Genomic DNA, 22,353 nt, shown 5'->3' with positions numbered 1-22,353 from the left:
GCGACGTGAATCTACTGCGAATCTACGATTGCGAACTTGTGACTCAGGACACTAGGAGATTTGCAACCGTTCCCCTGGAGGTCGCGTGTGCTTCCCAATCGGGAACAGATATGCAAGAAAAGGTTGAATTGGTCTGCGGGTCTAGGTCGATAAGCAGTGTCTTGAGGCCTTTTTTGCCGCAGTAGGCCGCGAAATTAACCGCGATAGCGGTCTTGCCTACGCCGCCCTTGAGGTTGACGCACGAGATGACCACGGGCTGCTTAACGACAGGCTGTTTGCCAGCTGGTTTCTTAATAATTCTTGCCATTGCGCTCCCCACCCTCCCCTAAGGTTGCAGGGAGGCTAGTCAACGCGTGCTACGCTGTAAAGCTTGCGTGGTTAGTCACAATTGGTGAGGCGAAAACCCAAAAGGTTGAGAATATTGGCTTTTTTGGCTTGACTGGCGGAAGGGGTGGGATTCGAACCCACGGTACCCTTGCGGGCACGCCGGTTTTCAAGACCGGTGCCTTAAACCACTCGGCCACCCTTCCAAGCCCGGAATGGCTGTCGCTTAACGTAGTCGGTGGCGCAAGGCAACGCGAAGTTGGCGCCCCATCCCACACTGGATCTGTCAGGGCGAGCGTCAGCCTGTTCCCCTAGCCCAGCATCCCCAGCAATCCTGTCGACATCTCCCAGGGCCCCACTGGTTGCGAGGCCCGGTCTGGATTCGCCTCCGTTTTCCGGGCCTCGTTTGCGCTCTCAAAAGCAAAACGGCGCCCCGCAAGGAGCGCGCATGGAATTGATTGTGGCTCGGTCGGCTCAGTAGCCGCAGGACGCGCAGCCCATCTGTACCGGGGCGTAATAGGAATAGCCGGGCGAGACCATCTCGACGCGCTGGCGCGTGGCGTATTGCGGCGGGATGTGCTGGTACTGGACGCTCGGGGGGGCGACCATCACGGTCTGCGGCACCATCACGGTGCGATACTGCGCCGGCGTGCGGTGCGCGACGGTCGCGCCGGGCGAAACCATCACGGTCTCGTCGACGGTGCGGTATTGCGGCTGGACGTATTGCTGCTGGTAGCAGGTCTGGCACGGCGGAGGCGCGTAGCAATTGTAGCAGCCGGCGGAAGCTGCGCCCGTCATGGAAATCGCGGCGACGACTGTTGAGAAAACGACAGCAAGAGTACGAGACATTATGGTGGCGCCCCAGTTGCCCGAAATGGATTTGCGAAGGTCGCAGGCAGTATACGCCGGAAAACCCTGCCATGCCGAAGTTCGTCGAGGCATCCTTAATGCAAACGGCCGGTTTTCACCGGCCGTTCAGAACTTGTTGACCATGTGCGCGAGGCGCGAGCGATGCAACGCTCAGTTCGAGCGACGCTTTACCTCTCGCACCGCGCCGCGCGCGGCGCTGGTGGTGAGCGCTGCGTAAGCCTGCAATGCGGTCGAGACGTTGCGCTTGCGGCCGATCGCCTGCCAGGCGGTATCGCCCTTCGCGTCTTCCGCGGCGCGGCGGCTGGCGAGCTCCTCGTCGGAGACCTCCAGCGTGATGCTGCGGTTCGGAATGTCGATGGCGATGCGATCGCCCGTGCGCACCAGACCGATGTTGCCGCCTTCGGCCGCTTCCGGCGACAGGTGACCGATCGACAGGCCGGACGAGCCGCCCGAGAAGCGGCCGTCGGTGACGAGCGCGCAGGCTTTGCCGAGGCCCATCGATTTCAGATAGCTGGTCGGATACAGCATTTCCTGCATGCCGGGGCCGCCGCGCGGGCCTTCGTAAATGATGACCACGACCTCGCCGGCGACGACCTTGCCGCCCAGGATGCCTTCGACGGCAGCGTCCTGGCTTTCGAACACACGCGCCGGGCCGGAGAATTTCAGGATCGAGGCGTCGACGCCGGCGGTCTTCACGATGCAGCCGTCCTGCGCGAGGTTGCCGTAGAGCACGGCGAGACCGCCGTCCTTGCTGAAGGCGTGCGCGAGATCGCGCACCACGCCCTTCTCGCGGTCGGCATCGAGCTCGTCGTAGCGGCGCTCCTGGCTGAAGGCGACCTGGGTGGGGATGCCGCCGGGTGAGGCACGGAAGAAGGTGCGGACGGACTCGCTCTTGGAGCGCTTGATGTCCCAGCGCTCCAGCGCGTCGTTCATGGTCGGCGCGTGCACGGTCGACACCGAGGTGTCGATCAGGCCAGCGCGATCGAGCTCGCCCAGAATGCCCATGATGCCGCCGGCGCGATGCACGTCCTCGACATGCACGTCGGCAACCGACGGCGCGACCTTGCAGAGCACGGGCACGCGGCGCGAGAGCCGGTCGATGTCCTGCATGGTGAACGCGACCTGCCCTTCATGGGCAGCCGCGAGCAGATGCAGCACGGTGTTGGTCGAGCCGCCCATCGCGATGTCGAGCGTCATCGCGTTCTCGAACGCCTTGAAGTTCGCGACGTTGCGCGGCAACACCGAGGCGTCGTCCTGCTCGTAATAGCGGCGCACGATATCGACGATGGTATGGCCGGCCTCGACGAACAGGCGCTTGCGGTCGGCATGGGTCGCGACCACCGTGCCGTTGCCGGGCAGCGCCAGGCCAAGCGCTTCGGTCAGGCAGTTCATCGAGTTGGCGGTGAACATGCCCGAGCAGGAGCCGCAGGTCGGGCACGCCGAGCGCTCGATCACCTTGACGTCCTCGTCGCTGACCTTGGAGTCGGCGGCCGCGACCATGGCATCGATCAGGTCGACCGCCTTGGTCTTGCCCTGCACGGTGACCTTGCCGGCCTCCATCGGACCGCCCGAGACGAACACGGCGGGAATGTTGAGACGCAGCGCCGCCATCAGCATGCCGGGCGTGATCTTGTCGCAATTGGAGATGCAGACCATGCCGTCGGCGCAATGCGCGTTGACCATGTACTCGACGCTGTCGGCGATCAGTTCGCGCGACGGCAGGCTGTAGAGCATGCCGTCATGGCCCATGGCGATGCCGTCGTCGACCGCGATGGTGTTGAATTCCTTGGCGACGCCGCCGGCCTGCTCGATCTCGCGCGCGACGAGCTGGCCGAGGTCCTTCAGATGGACGTGGCCGGGCACGAACTGGGTGAAGGAATTGACGACCGCGATGATCGGCTTGCCGAAATCGCCATCCTTCATGCCTGTCGCGCGCCAGAGGCCGCGGGCGCCCGCCATGTTGCGGCCGTGGGTGGTGGTGCGGGAGCGATAGGCTGGCATGGCGGTTTCCGTCCTGGTTGGGTCAGCCGGGCGGGGAAATATCGAAGCCGCCTCAGGCCTTTCCGGCCGGATACCGCACGGGGTGGCTCGGCGCAACGGGAACTTGGGCCGGACAGGGCTCCCCTGCTCCCGGCGCGGGCTTTGCGTCGTTCATCTTACCTCTCCCCGTCATTCCGGGTTCGCGCCTTTCGGCGCGCCCCGGAATGACGGCAGGGGGCGGTAGGGTCGCAGCTCCTATTGCAGGGTCGGATCGAGCCGGTCGCGCAGCCAGTCGCCGATCACGGAGACCGCCAGGGTGGTCACGACGATCGTGGTCGCCGGCGCCAGCATGATCCAGGGCGCCCGGGTCAGATATTCGCGGCCATAGCCGACCATGTTGCCGAGGCTGGTCATCGGCGGCTGCACACCGAGGCCGAGGAAGGACAGGCCTGATTCCATCAGGATGACCTCGGGGAAGACCAGCGTGGTCGACACGATCAGGGTCGAGGCGATGTTGGGCAGGATGTGCCTGAGGTAAATCCGTGGCGGCGTCGCGCCGAGCTGGCGGACAGCGGCGGCGTAGCCTTGCGCATTGGCGGAGATGGCAAGGCCGCGAGCGATGCGGGCGTAGCGCTCCCAGCCGAAAAATCCCATCAGGCCGATCAGGAGCGGCAGCGAATTGCCGAAGAAGGCGAGCACGGCGAGCGCCATGATCAGGAAGGGCATGCTGGCCTGGAAATCGGACAGCATCAGCACGAGCTGCTCGACGGCCCCGCGGAAATGCGCCGCGAGGAAGCCGAGGGTGGTGCCGACGACGGCCGAGATCGCGGTCGCGCCGAACGCGATCAGGAGCGAGATGCGGATCGAGACCAGCAGCCGCGACAGCACGTCGCGGCCGAGCTCGTCGGTGCCGAGCCAGTGCGCGACATTGCCGGGCGCCGAGAGCCGGTTGCGCAGATCAAGCTGGGTGTAGCCATAGGGCGCGATCTTCTCGGCCAGGGCGGCGATCACGAGCATCGCGACGATCCAGGCGATCGCGAGTGCGACCGACACCGGGATCGCCGGCAGGCTGATGCGGCGGCGGGCAGCGATGTCCTTCAGCGTCGCGTCGGTCATGCGTGCGCTCGCTTCATGCATGAGCCCCTTTGGCGCGCAGGCGTGGATCGAGGAAGCCGTAGAGGAAGTCGACGATCAAATTGGACGTGACCATGGTCATCGCGACCAGCAGCAGGATGCATTGCACGACGGCGAGATCGCGATTGGCAACCGCAACGACGAGAAGCCGCCCTACCCCCGGCCACGAAAACACGCTCTCGACCACGACCGCGCCCGCGATCAGCGTGCCCACCATGAAGCCCAGAATGGTCACCGTCGGGATCGCCGCGTTCGGCAGCGCATGCGAGGTGACGACTTTTCGCCACGGCACGCCTTTGGCGGAAGCGGTGCGGATATAGGGCTGGCCGAGCACCTCCAGCATGGCGCTGCGGGTGAAGCGCGCCAGCACCGCGGCGCCGCCGAGGCTGAGCGTCACGATGGGCAGGATGGCATGGCGCCAACTGTCCTGTCCGCCCGACGGCAGCCAGCCGAGCTGCACGGCGAAGATCAGCACGAGCAGCAACGCAAGGACGAAACTCGGCACGGTGAAGCCGGCGACCGCCGTCATCATCACGGCGCGGTCGATTCCCGAACCCCGGTGCAGCGCCGCGTAGATGCCGGCGGGAATGCCGAGTGCGACCTTGAATGCGAACGCCGGCAGCGTCAGCGCCAGCGTCGCCGGTATCCGCTCCAGCACGAGTTCGATCGCGGGCCGTCCGTCGCGCATGGAACGGCCGAGCTCGCCCTTGGCAATGGCGCCAAAATAATCGAGATACTGAAACCAGATGGGATCATCGAGCCCCCACGCCTTGCGGAAGGCGGCGAGCACTTCCGGCGGCGCTTCCGGTCCCAGAATCATCAGGGCGGGATCGCCGGAGAGACGCAGCACGACGAAGGCGAAGGTGACGACGAGGACGATCGTCAGGGCCGCGCGTCCGATCCGAATGGCAAAATAGCGACCCATCAGGCTGCATCCCGCGTCTCGGCCTGCGGCCCGGTCACGAGGTGGCAGGCAACCTGCCTGTCACCGCCGACGGCGGAAAGGGCCGGCACCTCGCTCCCGCAGCGCGCGATCGCGCGCGGGCAGCGCGGATGAAAGGCGCAGCCATGGGGACGCGCCGCCGGGTTCGGCGGATCGCCTGCCAGCACGATGCGACCTGCGCTGCGGCGGCCCGGTGCGGGTGAGGCCGAGACCAGCGCCTGGGTATACGGGTGCTCCGGCCGCGCGAACAGATCGTCGGCGCTGCCGAGCTCGACGATGCGGCCGAGATACATCACGGCGACGACATTGCTGATCTGCCTGACGACGCGGAGATCGTGACTGATGAAGAGAAGCGTGAGCCCCAGCTGCGCCTGGAGATCGGCGAGCAGATTCACCACCTGCGCCTGGATCGAGACGTCGAGCGCGCTGACCGGCTCGTCGCAGACCAGGAAGTCCGGTTTTGTCGCCAGCGCCCGCGCCAGCACGATGCGCTGCCGCTGTCCGCCGGAGAGCGCGCCCGGATAGCGCCCACCATGCGCGGGCGTGAGCTCGACGGCGCGCAGCAATTCTCGCACCCGCTCCTCGCGCCCGGCGGGCTCACCGAGGCCATGAATGTCCAGCGGCTCGCGGATCTGGGTCGCAACCGGCAACCGCCGATCGAGCGCCCCCAGCGGGTCCTGAAAGATCATCTGCATCTGCGCGCGCTGCGCACGCCATGCAGGCGTCCCGGGCATGGCCATCGGCTTGCCGCCGAACCGCACCTCGCCGCGGTCAGGCGGCTCGAGGCCGAGCACGATACGGCCCGTGGTGGATTTGCCGGAACCGGATTCGCCGACGAGGCCGAGCGTTTCGCCTTTGCGGATCGCGAGCGAGACGCCGTCGACGGCGTGCACGGCCATGCTGCGGCCGAACATCCCGGAGCGCATGCCGTAGCTGCGCGAAATCGAGGACACCTCGACGAGCGGCGCGCTCATTCTGCGGCGACCCCGAGCAGCGCGCGCCGCGAAGCCTCGGCGCGGATGCAGGCGACGGCGCGGTCGTTCGCGATCGGCACCAGGGTTGGGGCGGCAAGGCCGCACGGCGCGGCCGCCAGCGTGCAGCGCGGCGCGAAGGCGCAGCCGTCAGGCATGCTCGCGGGATCGGGTACAGTGCCCGGAATCGCGGTCAGGCGACGCCTCGGGCCATCGAGCGGCGGCAGCGAGCCGATCAGCCCCTGCGCATAGGGATGCAGCGGATCGGCGAAGAGCTGGTTGGCCGGCGCCGCCTCGACGATGCGGCCGGCATACATCACGGCAACGCGGTCGCAGTTTTCGGCAACGACGCCGAGATCGTGGCTGATCAGAACCATCGCCATATCCATCTCGCGGCGGATGGTGGAGAGCAGCTCCAGAATCTGCGCCTGGATGGTGGCGTCGAGCGCGGTGGTCGGCTCGTCCGCGACCAGCAGGTCGGGATTTCCGGCGAGCGCCATCGCGATCATAATGCGCTGGACCTGGCCGCCGGAGAATTCATGCGGATAGGCTTCGAGCCGCCGCGCCGCATCGGGGATGCCGACGAGGTCGAGCAGCCGCCGCGCTTCCGCTTTCACCGTCTGGCCCGACAGATCGCGATGCAGCGCCAACGCCTCGCAGAGCTGCCTGCGGATCGTCAGCACCGGGTTGAGCGCGCTGGCCGGATCCTGAAAGATCATGGCGACCCGCCCGCCGCGCACCTGGTCAAGCTCGGAGGCTGGAGCACCGAGGATCTCGCGTCCCTCGAGCCGCACCGAGCCCGAGACATTCGCATGCCGTGGCAGGAGGCCGAGCGCAGCAAGCCAAGTCACCGACTTGCCGGACCCGGACTCGCCGACGAGGCCAACGGCCTCGCCCTTCTGCAAGGTGAGATCGACACCGCGCAGGACCGGCACGCCCTGGAAGCCGACACTCAGGTCCTTGATGCTGATCAGCGGCGCCACCGGTCAGGCCTCGAAATTGCCGGCGCGGAAATCCATCGCGAATGCCGGCGAGGCTTTCCACTTGATCGACTTCGGCTTGGCCGTGAAGGTCGCGTTCTGGTGCAGCACCGTATAGGCGGGGTCTTCGCGCTCGGCGATTTCAAGCATGCGGTGAAACGCCTTCTTGCGGGCGGCCCGGTCGGTCGAGGTTTCCAGGAATTCGGAGAGTTTGTTCAGCTCGGCATTGGTCCACTCGCCGATCTGTTGCTGCTGGCCGTTCGGGCCGTGCTGGGCGACCAGCGAGGACACCGGATCGTTGAAGGCGGCCGAGTTCGACCAGTCGCGCACGGCGCGCGTGGGCGCACGTTCCATGACCTGCGACCAGTTCTCCTTGGTCTCGATCTGGACGTTGAGGCCGACCGACTTCCACATCTCGACCAGCACCTGCGCGGTCGCGACCTGGTTGGTGTAGTAATTGTTGAGCAGGCGATAGGGAATCGGATCGCCCTTGTAGCCCGCCTGCTTCAACAGATCCTGCGCGAGTTTCGGATCGTACGCCGGTACGCTCCAGTCTGCGATGAACATGTCGCCGTAGAATTCCCACTGCAGGCCCTTCGGCACGCGGGTGCGGCCGGCCCACAGGCTGTCGACGATGGCCTGGCGGTCGATCGCATGGGTGAAGGCGCGCCGCACCAGCGGATTGGCGAGCTGGGCGTGGTTCTTGTCGAACACGGTCAGGCGGTGATTGAGGATGGTGCCGCCCTGCACTTCGAACGCCGAATTCTTCTCGATGCCGGCGATCTGGTCCGGCGGGATGTCGCAGGCGAACTGGTACTCGCCCGAGAGCAGGCCGTTGATGCGGCTTGCGACTTCAGGCACTTCGAGGAAGCGGATGCGCTTGAGCGGCGGGCGGCCGCCCCAATATTCGTCGTGGGCTTCCAGCGTCAGCGACACGTCGGGCTTGAGTTCGACCACCTTGTAGGGGCCGGTCGTGATCGGCTTGCGCGCCCAGTCGAGATAGCTCGCCGATTCGTCCCAGGCGCGGCGGTTCATGATGTCAGAGCCGTAGCGCGACAGCCGGCCCTCGATCGTGACGTCGGGCGTGGCGTTGTAGAAACGCACCGTGTACTTGTCGACGGCATCGACGCGGACGAGATCCGGCCAGATGCGGCGGGCGACGGCGGGAACGTCCGGCGGCAGTTCCTTGCCTGGACGCGGCGTCGGGATCTTCTCGAAGGCCTGGATCGTGGAGCGGCTCTTGGCTTCGGTCTGGCCGAACATGCGCTCGCGGCTGAAGGTGAAGACGACGTCTTCGGCGGTGAGCTCATCGCCATTGTGGAACTTCACGCCCTGGCGCAGCTTCACCTCGACGGTCTGGTCGTCGATACGGCGCCATTCCGTGGCGAGGCCCGGCACAGCCTCCAGGCTGCCGCGCCAGTCCTTGGAGATCAGGCCCTCCCAGATCGAGGAGAAGAACACGCGCTCGCCGACATTGGACTGCTCGCGCAGCACGTCGAGCACGTTCGCGTTCGTCACCTTCTGCACGGCGATCGTCACCGACGGACGATTGTCGGCCTGCCCGATCGCAAAACGCGGCAGCAGAAGCGTGCCCGCGGCGGCGCCGCCGGACTTCAGGATGGTACGACGGGTGAGCTTGCTCATGGTGATGACCCCTGCCCTCTGATGATGTCGGTTATTCCGCGAGCCCGAGCGCGGCGAGATGGGCTGCGCCGGCGCGAACGTCGTCGTGATTGCGAAGCTCGAGGATCAGCCGCGGATTCGATGTCAGCCGGCCCAGCGCACGGAACACGGCGACCCACGGGATATTGCCTTCGCCCGGCGCCCAATGCCGGTCGGCAAAGCCGTCGGTGTCCTGGAGGTGAACATGCGTCAGCATGTCGCCGGCGGTCTCGACGTAGTAATCGACCGGCGGTGCTCCGGTGGAAACATGCGCGTAATTGGCGTGCCCGGTGTCGAGCGAGACGCGCACCTTGCTGCTTTCGAGCGCCTTGGCGAGGCGCACGCGGTCGCGCGGATCCTTGTCCTCGATGTTCTCGATGACGATCTCGCAGCCGATGGCTTCAGCACGCGCGATCACCTCGGCAAGCGTCGCCTTGACGCGCTCGACGATATTGCCGCGGTTGTCCGGATAGAGATCGAGATTGTTGTGGTCCCAGGTCGTGAACGGCGAATGCATCACCATCTGCGTCGCGCCGAGGAATTCCGCGGCCTCGAGGCCCTGCAGCAGGCGCTTGGTCACGGCCTGGCGGATCATCGGGTCGTGGCTGTCGATCTTGAAGCCCCAGAACGGGCCGTGGATGCCGAGGCGGCCGGTATGGCCCGAGAGCATTTGCTTGATTTCGCTCGCCGGGGTTCGCCAGTCGCCGTCGAGCAGGTCCGCCCGGAAAAAATCCTGAACTTCGAGATCGCGCTGCCGCTCGAGAAGCCAATCGCGGTGGGCGGGAATTGATTTGATGGACAACGCGGCGCCCAGCACTGGCTTCGACATGGCTTGCTCCCTTGATCGTCAGCGATGACAAGGCAGCGCTAGACCAGTTCAATGACAGGCCGGTGAAATTCAGGTTCCGCGGCGCCGAGGAGATGTGGACATCCCGCCGGCCGTCTGCATTGAATTCAGGCAGCAACGATCGCAGTGGATGCGAACCAATGCACCAGCGTGCAGCACTCAAGCGAATTCGTGTCCGTAGTGATCCGGAATGGAATCCTAACCGCACTTCGCGTACTTCGCGTACATCGATCGGCGGCCTTCCAAGGGCATCACCTTCTGATCGCGCTGCATGGGGTTGGGGGACCACATGGGGCGGGGGGATCAAAGGCTGGGGCAAGGTGACGAGGTCCGGACTCCTAGGCACTCCGGACCTCGGTACTTTCCAGATTGAACGCGATCTCGCGCCGCCGGCCTTACAGGTCGCGCGGCGCGATTTCGTTCGAGCCGCCCTGCCCGATCAGAGCTATCGATCAGACTTGCTGATCAGACCTGCTGATCAGACTTGCCGATCAGACCTGCCGATCAGTTCGGCACGTTCCGTTCGAGATCCTCGAGCCATGCCGCCGCGCTCGAATCCGACGGCGCGCGCCAATCACCGCGCGGCGACAATGAACCGCCGGCCGAAACCTTCGGTCCGTTCGGCATCGCCGAGCGCTTGAACTGGCTGAACGCAAAGAAGCGGCGCAGGAACACCTCCAGCCAACGGCGGATTTCCGGGAGATCGTAAGCCTTGCGCCGGTCGGTCGGGAACGCCGGCGGCCATTCGCCCTTGGCAACGTCCTTCCACGCCTGGAGCGCCATGAAGGCGATCTTGGACGGCCGCATGCCGAAGCGCAGCGTGTAGAACAGGTTGAAATCCTGGAGCTCGTAGGGTCCGACCGAGGCCTCCGTGCTTTGCGGCTTCTGGCCGGGCTCGACCGGAACCAGCTCCGGCGAGATTTCGGCCGAGAGGATCGAGACCAGCGTGCGGTTGACGTCGTCGCTGAACTGCCTGGAGGCGATCACCCAACGGATCAGATGCTGGATCAGCGTCTTCGGCACGCCGGCGTTGACGTTATAGTGCGCCATCTGGTCGCCGACGCCGTAGGTGCACCAGCCGAGCGCGAGCTCCGAGAGATCGCCGGTTCCGATGACGATGCCGCCGTGATGGTTGGCGAGCCGGAACAGATAATCCGTCCGCAGGCCCGCCTGCACGTTCTCGAAGGTGATGTCGTAGACCTTCTCGCCCTTGCCGAAGGGATGGCCGATGTCCTTTAGCATTTGCGTCGCCGTGGTGCGGATGTCGAGTTCCTGCCAACTGGTCTGCAACGCCTTCATCAGCGCCAGCGCATTGGTCTTGCTCTCGCTGCCCGTGGCAAAGCCCGGCATGGTATAGGCGAGGATGTTTTCGCGTGGCAGGCCGAGCAGATCCACCGCGTTGGCGGCGACGATCAGGGCGTGGGTGGAATCGAGCCCGCCCGACACGCCGATGACGACGCGCTTGGTGCCGGTGGCGCGCATGCGCTGGACAAGGCCTGCGACCTGGATGTTGTAGGCCTCGTAGCAATCGTGCTCGAGCAGGCTCTCGTCGCTTGGCACGAACGGAAATCGCTCGATCTTGCGCAGAAAGCCGATATCGGCGCTCGGCGGCGTCAGGGCGAAGGTGACCGTCCGGTAGAAGCCTTCGCGCTGCCGGCGATTGTCGTCGAACGTGCCCATCAGCGCGCGTTCCTGCCTGAGCAGATCGAGATCGACATCGGCATAGGTGATCTGGCCGCCCTGGCGGAACCGCTCGCCCTCGGCCAGCAGCACGCCGTTCTCGTAGATCGAGGTCTGGCCGTCCCAGGCCAGATCCGTGGTCGATTCCCCTGCCCCGGCCGCCGAATAGACGTAGGCAGCCAGGCAGCGCGCCGAGGTCGACTGGCACAGCAGCGCGCGCGAGCGCGCCCGGCCGATCGTGATCGGGCTACCCGAGAGATTGATCAGCACGCTGGCGCCCGCGAGCGCGAGTTCGGACGCCGGCGTCACCGGGATCCACATGTCCTCGCAGATTTCGACGCCGATGGTCAGGCCCGGGACGTCCTCAGCCGCGAACAGGAGGTCGACGCCGAACGGTGCGTCCAGCCCGCCAAAAGCGATCGTCTCGCCGACGATGCCCGCGCCGGAGGCGAAATGCCGCCCCTCGTAGAATTCGCGATAGGTCGGCAGATAACTCTTGGGCACGACGCCGAGCACATTTCCACGATGAATGACGACGGCACAATTATAGATGCGATGACCAAAGCGCAGCGGCGCGCCGACGATCAGGACAGTCAGCAGCGCGGAGGAGGCCTCGACGATCGCCGCGAGCCCGCGCTCGACCGCATCGAGCAGCGGGTCCTGCTTCACCAGATCCTCGATCGCATAGCCGGACAGGCACAATTCCGGAAACACGGCGACCGCCGCCGACTGCTCGTGGCAGGCATTGGCCGCCGCCAGCACGGCTTTGGCGTTGGCGGTGGGATCGGCCACGTGGGACGTGGTGACACAGGCCGCCACGCGCGCGAATCCGTGGGCGTAGATCGAGTGAAAACTCATCGAGCGAAGTACCTTTAGTCTCTCTGCGGCCGTCCGCAGCCGTCAGCTCCGGACCATTTGTAGCCCATGGAGCCGGCCCCGTGCAGGCCATCCGCCCTCATGCATAACGGATTTGCATGTTCGCCCGCCCCGTGCCCGGCGACGTCAGGCGCTGCGAGCCAGCACGCCGGAGAGATCGTCGCGCAGCCACTCGGCGATCCGCGGCCAGGCATGAGCGTGGGTCCGCGCGCCCATGAACAGGCCGAGATGGTTGCCGGGTTCGGAAGCCGCAGTAATGAAGGCCGGTGGCGTGCCGAGCAGCCCGGCGGTGGCGAGCGCCTGCGCGGCCGGCACGACCTCGTCATCGAGCCCGGCCAGCAGGAAGACCGGCGCATTGACGGTCTTCAGGTCGATCTCGCGGCCCAGCGCCACGAAGTTGCCGCCCGCGATACGGTTCTCCCGGAAAATCCAGTTGACGATCTCGAGATAATACCTGCCGGGCAGATCGAGCGTCTCTGTATTCCAGAGCTCGAAGCGCGCGAGCAGTGCCGCGCCCTCCTCGTCCGAGAGATCTATTTGCAGCGCCGCTGCGATGTCGTCGCGGCTTGGCGCCTTCGACCAGACGCGAAGCATCTCCTCGCCGCTGACGTTGCCGCCGCCGCGCGCGACGAGCTGGTCGTAGAGAGCCTCGGGCGCGTTGCGGGCAAGCCGCGACAGCGCGGAGTCGATCGAGAGGTCAACGGGGGCGCCGACCAGGACCAGCCGCCGCACCTTGGCGGGAAAGCGCGCGGCATAGAGCAGCGACAGCCAGCCGCCCTGGCACAGGCCGACGAGATCGACCGGCACGCCGATCTCGTCGATGGCGACATTGAGATCACCGAGATAGCTGTCGATGGAGAGATGGCGCATATCCGGCGTGGCCGAGCGCCAGTCGGTGAGATAGATCCGGTCGATGCCGCCATTTTGCAGGGCCTGCACGACGCTGTGCCCGGGTGCGAAGTCGGCGATCAGGGCCCGATGCAGCGCATAGGGTGCGCAGACCAGCGCCGGCTGGCCGGATTGCGTCCGCGTGCAACGTCGCAGACGCATGGTCGCAAGCTCCAGTGCGACGGAGTTGGGGGTGGTCCACGGCAGGCTACTATCGTCCTGCTCCGGCGGCCCGCGCTCGAGCCACCAGAAACAAGCGTCCATGGCAAGCTGAGCCGCTGCGAATGGCCACAGCAGCGGGGCATCCGGGATCGGCCGCGGTGCGCGTAGTTGTTTGCCGGGCTTCTGCGCCATAGCGATCTCACGATCCTCCCAAGGTTGCTTCGAGGCCGACGACCGCGATGCCACGCTCGCGCAAACTCCGATGGGCGTCGGCCACCGAGCCGTCGAGATCGATGCCACGGCAAGCGTCCTCCACGACGGCGACGTCGAACCCCGCCTTGCGGGCATCCTCCGCCGAGAAGCGGACGCAGAAGTCGAGCGCGAGGCCGGTGACGAAGACCGTCTTCAACTCGCGTTCGCGCAGATACCCGAGCAGGCCGGTCGGTGTCTTCCTGTCGTTCTCGAACAGCGCCGAATAGGAATCGATGCCGCGCCGAAACCCCTTCCGCACCACGAGATTTGCTCGGGTGACGTCGAGATCGCGATGAAATTCAGCGCCGGCCGTGCCCTGCACGCAATGCATCGGCCACAGCACCTGGGCGCCGTAATCCAGCTCGATGGTCTGGAACGGCTGCTTGCCCGCATGGTTCGGGGCAAAGGAGACGTGATCCTCCGGATGCCAATCCTGGGTCAGCACCACATTGGCGAATTTTTGGGCGATTCGATTGATGGCGGGGACGACCTTCTCGCCACCGGGAACGGCAAGCGCCCCGCCCGTGCAAAAATCGTTCTGAACGTCGATGACCAGCAGCACGTCGCGGTCGGATATCTTCATTTGGCAAGGTCCATTCCAGCCGTCCGGCCCGACGGGTGCCGAACGCTCCCCACACTGTCGATCTTCCCGCGCTGCTTCGCAACCACCGACAAGGTGCGGCGATCTGCGCGAATGGCCCACATCGTGCCCGGAATGCAACGGTTTTGCCTTCTCCGTGTTGACTAGGCGCACCCAAGCGCGGATTCTAAAAGCCGTTCGCAGTTAGTGATCAGAGAGAGCGGAGGAAGTGGTTCCCGCAGCCGGCACGGCCGCGGTAGCCATATGGCCATGACCATCGGCAAGACAGAACGGATTCTTCTCGCCGATATCGGCGGCACCAATGCGCGCTTTGCGCTCAGTCAGGGCGATCAGACCGGACCGATCGATTATGTGAAGGTGGCGGATTTCCCCACTGTCCGGGAAGCAATTATCGATGTGCTCGCGCGTCGGCCAGACGAGCCGCCCAAAAGGGCCGTGCTGGCCGTGGCCGGTCCCGTCACCAATAATCGCTGCGTCATGACCAATAGCCCCTGGGTCATCGACGGCCACGAATTGCAGCCGGCCCTCGGGTTCGAGAGCGTTCATGTCCTCAACGATTTCGAGGTGGTGGCCTGGTCGCTGCCCGCCCTGCAGCCCGCCGACCTGATCCCGCTCGGCGGGCAGGACGGCTTGCCGGGAGAGCCACTGCTGGTGGTCGGACCGGGAACCGGCTTTGGCGTTTCCTGTCTGGTCGAACGTCATGGCGCGCGGCTGGCCGTCGTCACCGAGGCCGGCCACGCGACTTTGCCGGCGGAGAACGAGCGTGAGGAACGCCTGATTGCGTCCATGCGCCGACGCCTCGGCCATGTCTCGATCGAGCGCGGGGCGCTATCCGGTTCCGGACTGCAAAGCCTGTACGAGGCGCTGGCCGAGGTGGACGGCGCCCAGGTGCCGCATCGCGATGCCGCCGCCATCACAAAGGCCGCCCTGGACGGCAGCTGTCCCGTCAGCCGCGCGACGCTCGAGATGTTTTGCGCCATCCTCGGTTCGGTCGCCGGTAATCTCGCCGTGACCTTCGGCGCCCGTGGCGGCGTCTATATCGCCGGCGGGATCGCGCCGCGTTTTCCGGAATTCCTTGCGGCCTCCGCGTTCCGGGCGCGCTTTGAAGCCAAGGGACGCTTCCAAGACTATCTGCGCAACATCCCGACCAGGCTGGTGACCAAACCTGACGCGAGTTTCCTCGGCCTCAAGATGTTTGCCGAGCACAACCAGCCCTGAGGCGGATCCCTCCTCCCGCCGGGGTCCCCTAATTCACAGCTGAATACGCCGCACGCTCGGTTCCATGCGGGATCGTGCTTGCGCACATGTTTCCGATGAGAAACAATCCAGCCAGTGTGTGTGGCGTGGTTGCGGGGGCGTGACATGCGTAAACAGGATCTGGGTTTCGACTATCACCGCTATCACCGCCTCCTGATCGAGGCGGATGACGAGGACAAGCGGCTGGCCTTGATCGAGCTCTTGATCGAGGAAAAGGCGCAAGACCGGCTGGCCGCCCAGCGGGCTTCGGACCGCGCAGCCATGACGGCCCATACCATCGCCACGGTGCTGAAAAACGGTCGCAACTGAGGCTGGTGATTCCGTTACGGCGCCTGCGATCGCAGCACCGATTGCGATTCCGTTAACGATCCCTCGAAAGCTCGCGTCAAACCTTTTGCTCTAAGAGTTCCCTCACCTGATGCAATTCAGGGGCAACAAAGGGGGGAATGAACATGAGCATGATCTCGCTCGCCGCAATGCCGGCCGCCGTCGAAACGCGTTTGGCCGATTCTTCGTTCAAGACCATTTTGCTGTTCTGCTGCATGGGCCTCGTCGCCTCGTTCGGCCTGATGGCGCGCGGCATCGATCTTGGCGCCGGCCTGATGTGAGACTGCGCGAATTTCGTCGCCAGCCAAATGGCCGCCCCCGACGGGCGGCCATTTTCGTTGGCGATCTCAGCGCGGCGCCTCCGCCGTCGCTCAGCGCGGCGCCTCCGCCGTCGCTCAGCGCGGCGCCTCCGCCGCCGCTCAGTGCGGCGTATTCGCCGCGGCTTCCGGAAACATCGACTCGATCATAGCCTTGAGCTGATCGATCGAAATCGGCTTGCGCAGGATCGGCCGGCGCCGGAGCAAGGACGGCAGCAGCTCCGGCCCGTAACCCGTGGCGAACAGAAACGGCTTGCCGCGACGTTCGATGAGGTCTGCGACGGGATCGACGTAGACGCCCTTCAGATTGATGTCGAGGATTGCCATATCGTACTGCGCGGTCATGGCAAAAGCGCTGGCGTCCCGGACGTTGTCGGCTTCCGCGACGACGTGGTGGCCGAGTTCCACCACCATGTCCGCGATCATCATCCGGATCAACGTCTCGTCTTCGACCAGGAAAACGGAGAGTCCGTCCGCCATATCAACCCCGCAATCAGCTTACGAAGCTAATCATAATCGAGTTGCGAAGAGGATACACGAATTCGTGGCGGGCGCCGTTAATTCAGACGCGCCCGATCCGATTCAACTTGATCAATCCAATCCGCGTTCGTGGCTGAGGCGCACCATTTCCTGTACGAAGACCTGCTTCTGCTTGTCATCGAGGCTCGAATAGAGGGGCTCGGCGGCGTCGGCGACATTGCGCTGGTCGGCGGCGCGGTCGATGAGGAATTGCGCCTCGTTGCGCATCTGCTCGACGATGTCGTCGGGCGGATCCCGCTTGGCGCGCGCAACCCGCAGGTTGAGCCGCTCGGCGCCATTGTGCCCAAGGTAGTGCATGGCGCTCGAGAAGCCGTACCAATGCTTCTCCTGATCAGGCGTGAGGTTCAGCTCGGTCTTGATCCGCTCGATATAGGAATCGCTGTTGGCGACGATCTGCTCGGCGGTCTGCTGCGGCGCGCCGCTCTGGGTGAGGACCGTGACATCCTTGTTGTCCTGGGGCGCGTTCTTCGCTTCCTTGCTCGACTTGGCGCCCTTGCCCGCCTTGGCGCTTTTGGCGTCCTTGTCCTTGCCCTGTTGCTTGGCGTCCTTGCTGGTGTCCTTGTTTGCGTTTGCGTCCTTGGCCGCCGGCGCCTGATTGCCGTTGTTATTGTTGCCAACGCCGAGCACACCCGTGAAGACGCCCACCACACCCCCGATCGCGCCGCCGAGTACGCCGCCGACCGGACCGGCCGCCTTGTTCCCGGCCGCCGCTCCTTCCTGGACGCCCTTGACCAGACCTTGGGCATTCGCCACCGCGGCGGCGCCGAGCAGCAACACGAAAACGGACCCCAGCGCGAACCATCGTCGCAGGTAAAGCCGCGCGGGTGGCGCCGGGTTGATCATTCTGGTCTCCATCTGATTGGCCTGTTCGGGTGAAAACCACCCGCCAGTTGCAACTCTATCGTTTTCACCGCTTCGAGGTCTAGGCGCCGACAATTGCTATCCACGCCCGAAAAGTGTTTGGCGCGAGACGCTTATGCAGGCTTATTCGAAACTGCGGCGTAATTGCGCACGTATCGCCCCGGCAGGTCGGCGCAACGTGTGCGTCGCAAAACGACCGGCCGCGGATCATCGCCGGCACACGACTCCGAGGGCAGTGTCGGCGTTCCCGGACACAACGTTAGTTCTAGACGCGCGCCGTTCGGTTTTCTCGACAGACGCGATCAATCATGATCTGATCGCGCTACCAATTCGTAACAAGAAACGCACAACAAGAAAATCAAGAGCAAAACTCGGAAGAGTTCAGAGGAAACACCAAAGCAATAAAACACCCAAGCGAGGAAACGAGATGTCACGCAAGACACTGACGCGACGTCAATTTGTGGCTGCCACTGCTATGTCCTCCACGGCGCTGATCGCAGCGCCATATGTCCGCGGCGCTTACGCCGCCGGCAAGCTCTCGATCGGTTTCTGGGACCACTGGGTGCCCGGCGCCAACAAGGCCTCGACCGATCTCGTCAACGAATGGGCGGCGAAGGAGAAGGTCGAAGTTACGATCGACTACATCCCAAGCCAGGGCAACAAGAACCTGCTGACCATTGCCGCCGAAGCCCAGGCAAAGTCCGGCCACGATATTTTCGCGATGCCGACGTGGTGGGCACACTCCAATGCCGACCAGTTGGAGGACGTTAGCGACATCATGGGGAAGATCATCGCCGAGAACGGCGAGGTCAACGGCACAGCCAAGTATCTCGGCACCGCAGGCAGCAAATGGCTCGGCGTTCCCGCCTGTGTCGGCAGTCAAATCAAGGGACCCTGCTCGCGTATCGATTTGATGAAGAAGCACGCCGGCATCGACGTCCAGGCGATGTATCCGGCCGGTTCTGAACCAAAAGCCGACAATTGGACTCTGGAAACATTCCTGAAAGCGGCTGAAGCCTGTCACAAGGCCGGCTTCCCGTTCGGCATCGGCCTCGGCGAGACGACGGATAACGTCGACACGGCAGGCGCGATCTTCCTTTCGTTCGGCGCCCATCTCGTCGACGCCAAGGGCAATCTCACCGTCAAGACCGATGAGGTTCGCCAAGCGCTCGAGTTTTACAAGAAGCTGATCGCTTTCCTGCCGCCCGACGTCGCGGCCTGGGACGATGCATCCAACAACAAATGGCTGGTCTCCGGCAGGGGTGCGATGATCATGAACCCGCCGAGCGCCTGGGCCGTTGCGAAACGCGACGCGCCACAGGTCGCCGAGCAATGCTGGACACATGGATTCCCGGCCGGACCGAAGGGGCGTTTTGCGCCTTACTTGCCCTATTTCTGGAGCATATGGAACTTCTCCAAGAACAAGGAAGCAGCGAGGAGCCTCTTGATTGAACTCTCGAAGCCGGCAGCTATCGAAAAGATGGTGGTCGCAAGCGGCGGCTATGATCTGCCGGCATATGCGAAGCTGACAACCTTGAAGGTCTGGCAGGAAGAAGGACCTCCCAAAGGCACGCTTTATCACTACCCGAACCCCTACAACCATCAGACGCTGTCAATTGCGGCCTCGCCGGCGCCGCCCAAGATTGCACAGCAGATCTATGCTCAGGCCACGCTGACCAAGATGTGCTTGCGCTATCAGCAAGGGGAAGCGATGGAAAAGACGCTCGCCTGGGCCGAAGGCGAGTGCGAAGGCTTCATGCGAAGCTAACATGAAAAGTATCGCCGCGACGGCCCCTGGTCGCTCGCGGCGGTCCTTCGACTCGCCTCAACGAGAGCCGGGTATGTCGGCGCTCGCCAATATCTGAGTCTATCGAGCTAAACCGCGCGAGGAAGATGCACATGGCTGATGTGGCATTGCAGCCGGATAGGGTTGGCGCAAAGCAGCCGGCGCGAAACCGTTCCGGTCTGCAGAGGGCGCTCAAACGCAAATCCACCGCCGCGTTTCTGATGACGCTGCCGCTGATTATACTCATCACCCTCCTGGTGCTTTATCCGGCGTTCTATTCCCTTCATCTGGCGACGCTCAACAAGTCGATGCAAAGGTTCGTCGGTCTGGGCAACTTCGAATTCCTGTTCAAGCGCGACACCTTCTGGCTGGTCGTCAAGCAGTCCTGCATCTTCGCCATCACTGCCGTGTTCTTCAAAGCGCTGATCGGGTTCATCGTCGCGCACTTCGTCCACAACATTCCGGCCAAGGGTCAGCGCAAATGGCGCGGCATGCTCCTGGTGCCATGGGTGATCCCGCCCGCGATGAGCACGCTGGCATGGCTGTGGCTGTTCGATCCCTCTTATAGTGCCTTCAACTACACGCTATCGTTCTTCGGAATCGGGCCGATCCCGTGGACGGGCGACGCCGCATGGGCGCGCTTCTCGGTCATTCTGGTCAACGTCTGGTACGGCGCGCCGTTCTTCATGATCATGTATCTGGCGTCCCTGAAATCAGTGCCCGAGCAGCTCTATGAAGCGGCCGCCATTGACGGCGCCAATTGGTGGCAACGGATCTGGTACGTGACCCTGCCGATGATGCGCAACATCATAGCGATCACGACGCTGTTTTCGCTGATCGTCACCTTCGCCAACTTCGACATCGTAAGAATCCTCACCGCCGGTGGTCCTCTGGACCACACCCACATCTTTGCGACCTGGGCTTTCAGGATAGGCATCGAAGGCAGCGACATTCCGCTGGGCGCCAGCGTCTCTCTGTTCATGGTACCAATCCTGGCGGTCGCGGCGATCTTCATCCTGCGCGACGTCAACAAGCGCGGGAATGAATCCTGATGAGCTCAGTCACGATGGACAAGGCCGCGCCGACGCGCCCCGTCAAATACGGCAGTATGAGCCGCGACCGCACCTGGGCGCTGAGGTGGTCGTACTTCTTCCTGACCCTCTTTGCGGTCTTCTCGCTGCTTCCTCCGATTTATATGCTGATCACCTCGCTGAAGAGCAGCGCGGAAATCTCGGCCGCAACCAACCCATGGTGGGTTTTCCACCCGACGCTGGACAACTACGTTGGCCTGCTGACGTCAAACCAGTTCCTGCGGTTTTTCTGGAATTCTGCGCTGGTTTCGATCTTCGTGGTCACCATTACCATGCTGATCAGCGTGCCTGCGGCGTTCGCCCTGGCGCGGATGCGGTTCTGGGGTTCGGCGACGCTGGCTACCGGTGTGTTCCTGACCTACCTCATTCCGGACAGCCTGTTGTTCATTCCGTTGTTCAAGGTATTTGCACTGTTCGGCGACTGGACCGGCATCCAACTCATCAATCGATGGTACGTGCTGCTCTTCATCTATCCCACCCTGACCGTGCCATTCTGCACCTGGATCATGATCGGCTACTTCGCCTCGATACCGAAGGAGCTCGACGAGGCCGCGATCATCGACGGTGCGTCCTGGTTTCAGACGTTGACGCGGATCTTCATTCCGGTGGCGCTGCCGGGGATCATAGCGGCGACGATCTTTGCCTTCACGGTCTCCTGGGCGCAGTTCCTCTATCCGCTGGTGTTCACGACATCGACCGATCAGCTCGTGCTGCCGGTCGGCATCATCACGACCTTGATCAAGGGTGACGTCTTCAACTGGGGTCAGATCATGACCGGCGCGCTGCTTGGCGCAGCCCCGCCGCTGATCATCTACGCCTTCCTGATGGACTATTACATTGCCGGCCTGACCGCCGGCGCGACGAAGGGTTGAGAACGAGGGGTTGAAGTGCAATGGCCGACGTTTCCCTGCGCAAGGTGATCAAGCGTTACGACGATGTCGAAGCCGTGCGCGGCATCGATCTCGAAATCTCCGACCATGAGTTCATCGTGCTGGTCGGCCCGTCCGGCTGCGGCAAATCGACGACGCTGCGCATGATCGCAGGACTCGAGGACATTACCGACGGCGACATCATGATCGGCGGGGACGTCGTCAACGACGTGCCGCCGAAGGATCGCGACATCGCCATGGTGTTCCAGAACTACGCGCTCTACCCGCACATGACGGTCGCGGAGAACATGTCGTTCGGGCTGCGCCTGAAGCACTATCCCAAGGCCGAGATCAAGGCGCGGGTGACGGAAGCCGCCCGCCTCCTTGATATTACCGACCTGATCGACCGCAAGCCGAAGCAGCTCTCCGGCGGCCAGCGCCAGCGCGTCGCCATGGGGCGGGCCATCGTCCGCAACCCGAAGGTCTTCCTGTTCGACGAACCGCTCTCCAATCTCGACGCCAAGCTGCGCGTGCAGATGCGGATCGAGATCAAGAAGGTGCACCAGAAAGTGCGCACCACCACTGTCTACGTCACCCACGACCAGGTCGAGGCGATGACGCTGGCCGACCGGGTCGTCGTGATGAACAAGGGGCGCATCGAGCAGATCGGCACGCCGAACGAGCTCTACCACAAGCCGGAGACGCGCTTCGTTGCCGGCTTCATCGGTTCGCCCGCGATGAACTTCATTCCCTGCCGGCTCGAGGACGCCGGCGGCACGCTTCAGATCCGCCTGACCGACCGCATCGCCTTTGCGCTGCCGCCGGCCCGCGCCGCGCGCTACAACGCTCTGCCGCGCACCGACAAGCTGCTGCTCGGCATCCGGCCGGAGCATCTCACCGAGGCCCATGCGCATCTCGGACCAGGCGTCGAGACCTTCGACACAGTGCTCGACGTCACCGAGCCGATGGGGATGGAGACCCTGGTCTATTTCGGACTCGACGGCACACCCATCTGCGGCCGTGTCGATCCCAATGCCGGCGCCAAGGACGGGGCACCCATGCGTTTGGCGATGGACCTCAACAATATGCACCTGCTAAACGAGGCGAGCGGCGTCGTGTTGTGACCGCCGGACAA

General features: G+C 64.1%; 21 protein-coding genes and 1 tRNA gene. 7 read left to right on the top strand and 15 right to left on the bottom strand.

Features of this window, described 5'->3' with window-relative positions:
* Nucleotides 1-43: 43 nt before the first annotated feature.
* The 13 genes from OC450_RS30455 to pncA form a co-directional block, all read right to left on the bottom strand.
* A complete protein-coding gene (locus tag OC450_RS30455) occupies nt 44-307 on the bottom strand; it encodes a ParA family protein (protein WP_262049238.1) in 264 nt (87 codons plus the stop codon).
* A 133-nt stretch (nt 308-440) separates the two neighbouring features.
* Nucleotides 441-530 (bottom strand) — tRNA-Ser (locus tag OC450_RS30450).
* A gap of 268 nt (nt 531-798) precedes the next feature.
* A complete protein-coding gene (locus OC450_RS30445; RefSeq protein WP_211386451.1) occupies nt 799-1,122 on the bottom strand; it encodes a hypothetical protein in 324 nt (107 codons plus the stop codon).
* Between the two features lie 222 nt (nt 1,123-1,344).
* The gene (gene ilvD, locus OC450_RS30440; RefSeq protein WP_262049237.1) at nt 1,345-3,195 is read right to left on the bottom strand and encodes a dihydroxy-acid dehydratase; all 1,851 of its coding nucleotides are present in this window, start codon (nt 3,193-3,195) and stop codon (nt 1,345-1,347) included.
* Nucleotides 3,196-3,429: 234 nt separating this feature from the next.
* Nucleotides 3,430-4,290 carry an ABC transporter permease gene (locus OC450_RS30435; RefSeq protein WP_262049236.1) on the bottom strand — a complete coding sequence of 287 codons (861 nt, stop codon included), beginning with the start codon at nt 4,288-4,290 and terminating at the stop codon, nt 3,430-3,432.
* A gap of 13 nt (nt 4,291-4,303) precedes the next feature.
* On the bottom strand, nt 4,304-5,233 hold the full coding sequence (locus OC450_RS30430) for an ABC transporter permease (protein WP_211386448.1): 930 nt from the start codon (nt 5,231-5,233) through the stop codon (nt 4,304-4,306).
* The gene (locus tag OC450_RS30425; RefSeq protein WP_262049235.1) at nt 5,233-6,225 is read right to left on the bottom strand and encodes an ABC transporter ATP-binding protein; all 993 of its coding nucleotides are present in this window, start codon (nt 6,223-6,225) and stop codon (nt 5,233-5,235) included. Before OC450_RS30425 ends, OC450_RS30430 begins: the two co-directional genes overlap by 1 nt.
* The gene (locus OC450_RS30420; RefSeq protein WP_262049234.1) at nt 6,222-7,205 is read right to left on the bottom strand and encodes an ABC transporter ATP-binding protein; all 984 of its coding nucleotides are present in this window, start codon (nt 7,203-7,205) and stop codon (nt 6,222-6,224) included. The genes OC450_RS30425 and OC450_RS30420 overlap by 4 nt, the downstream gene beginning before the upstream one ends.
* Nucleotides 7,206-7,208: 3 nt before the next feature.
* Nucleotides 7,209-8,846 carry an ABC transporter substrate-binding protein gene (locus OC450_RS30415; protein WP_256806656.1) on the bottom strand — a complete coding sequence of 546 codons (1,638 nt, stop codon included), beginning with the start codon at nt 8,844-8,846 and terminating at the stop codon, nt 7,209-7,211.
* Nucleotides 8,847-8,877: 31 nt separating this feature from the next.
* Nucleotides 8,878-9,693: a sugar phosphate isomerase/epimerase family protein gene (locus OC450_RS30410; protein WP_262049233.1), complete on the bottom strand. Its 816-nt coding sequence runs from the start codon at nt 9,691-9,693 to the stop codon at nt 8,878-8,880.
* Between the two features lie 522 nt (nt 9,694-10,215).
* Nucleotides 10,216-12,249 carry an NAD(+) synthase gene (locus OC450_RS30405; RefSeq protein WP_262049232.1) on the bottom strand — a complete coding sequence of 678 codons (2,034 nt, stop codon included), beginning with the start codon at nt 12,247-12,249 and terminating at the stop codon, nt 10,216-10,218.
* Between the two features lie 144 nt (nt 12,250-12,393).
* A complete protein-coding gene (locus tag OC450_RS30400; RefSeq protein ID WP_211386442.1) occupies nt 12,394-13,509 on the bottom strand; it encodes an alpha/beta fold hydrolase in 1,116 nt (371 codons plus the stop codon).
* Nucleotides 13,510-13,516: 7 nt separating this feature from the next.
* On the bottom strand, nt 13,517-14,152 hold the full coding sequence (gene pncA, locus OC450_RS30395) for a bifunctional nicotinamidase/pyrazinamidase (protein ID WP_211386441.1): 636 nt from the start codon (nt 14,150-14,152) through the stop codon (nt 13,517-13,519).
* Nucleotides 14,153-14,419: 267 nt separating this feature from the next.
* Here pncA and glk point away from each other — a divergent pair, with 267 nt between their 5' ends.
* The 3 genes from glk to OC450_RS30380 all read left to right on the top strand — a co-directional run bounded on the left by glk (nt 14,420) and on the right by OC450_RS30380 (nt 16,035).
* Nucleotides 14,420-15,388 carry a glucokinase gene (glk, locus tag OC450_RS30390; protein WP_262049243.1) on the top strand — a complete coding sequence of 323 codons (969 nt, stop codon included), beginning with the start codon at nt 14,420-14,422 and terminating at the stop codon, nt 15,386-15,388.
* A 144-nt stretch (nt 15,389-15,532) separates the two neighbouring features.
* On the top strand, nt 15,533-15,736 hold the full coding sequence (locus OC450_RS30385; protein WP_211386440.1) for a hypothetical protein: 204 nt from the start codon (nt 15,533-15,535) through the stop codon (nt 15,734-15,736).
* Between the two features lie 143 nt (nt 15,737-15,879).
* The gene (locus OC450_RS30380; protein ID WP_211386439.1) at nt 15,880-16,035 is read left to right on the top strand and encodes a hypothetical protein; all 156 of its coding nucleotides are present in this window, start codon (nt 15,880-15,882) and stop codon (nt 16,033-16,035) included.
* Nucleotides 16,036-16,173: 138 nt separating this feature from the next.
* Here OC450_RS30380 and OC450_RS30375 read toward each other — a convergent pair whose 3' ends face one another.
* Nucleotides 16,174-16,551 (bottom strand): response regulator, encoded by a 378-nt coding sequence (locus tag OC450_RS30375; protein ID WP_211386438.1) that lies wholly within the window; start codon nt 16,549-16,551, stop codon nt 16,174-16,176.
* A gap of 111 nt (nt 16,552-16,662) precedes the next feature.
* Nucleotides 16,663-17,454, bottom strand: coding sequence for a Spy/CpxP family protein refolding chaperone (locus OC450_RS30370; protein WP_262049231.1), 792 nt, complete (start codon nt 17,452-17,454; stop codon nt 16,663-16,665).
* Nucleotides 17,455-17,899: 445 nt separating this feature from the next.
* Here OC450_RS30370 and OC450_RS30365 point away from each other — a divergent pair, with 445 nt between their 5' ends.
* From OC450_RS30365 to OC450_RS30350, 4 genes are all read left to right on the top strand, one after another.
* Nucleotides 17,900-19,240: an ABC transporter substrate-binding protein gene (locus OC450_RS30365; protein ID WP_211386507.1), complete on the top strand. Its 1,341-nt coding sequence runs from the start codon at nt 17,900-17,902 to the stop codon at nt 19,238-19,240.
* Between the two features lie 131 nt (nt 19,241-19,371).
* On the top strand, nt 19,372-20,310 hold the full coding sequence (locus tag OC450_RS30360; protein ID WP_211386436.1) for a carbohydrate ABC transporter permease: 939 nt from the start codon (nt 19,372-19,374) through the stop codon (nt 20,308-20,310).
* Complete coding sequence (locus OC450_RS30355) at nt 20,310-21,221, top strand: carbohydrate ABC transporter permease (protein ID WP_211386435.1); 912 nt, start codon at nt 20,310-20,312, stop codon at nt 21,219-21,221. The genes OC450_RS30360 and OC450_RS30355 overlap by 1 nt, the downstream gene beginning before the upstream one ends.
* 20 nt (nt 21,222-21,241) lie before the next feature.
* A complete protein-coding gene (locus tag OC450_RS30350; RefSeq protein ID WP_211386434.1) occupies nt 21,242-22,342 on the top strand; it encodes an ABC transporter ATP-binding protein in 1,101 nt (366 codons plus the stop codon).
* The last annotated feature ends 11 nt before the right edge of the window (nt 22,343-22,353 follow it).

Origin of the sequence: Bradyrhizobium sp. Bra78 (assembly GCF_024519855.1) — a bacterium.
Classification (GTDB): domain Bacteria; phylum Pseudomonadota; class Alphaproteobacteria; order Rhizobiales; family Xanthobacteraceae; genus Bradyrhizobium; species Bradyrhizobium japonicum_G.
Note: the sequence above shows the minus strand (reverse complement) of the source record. Positions and strands in the feature narration are given on the sequence as shown.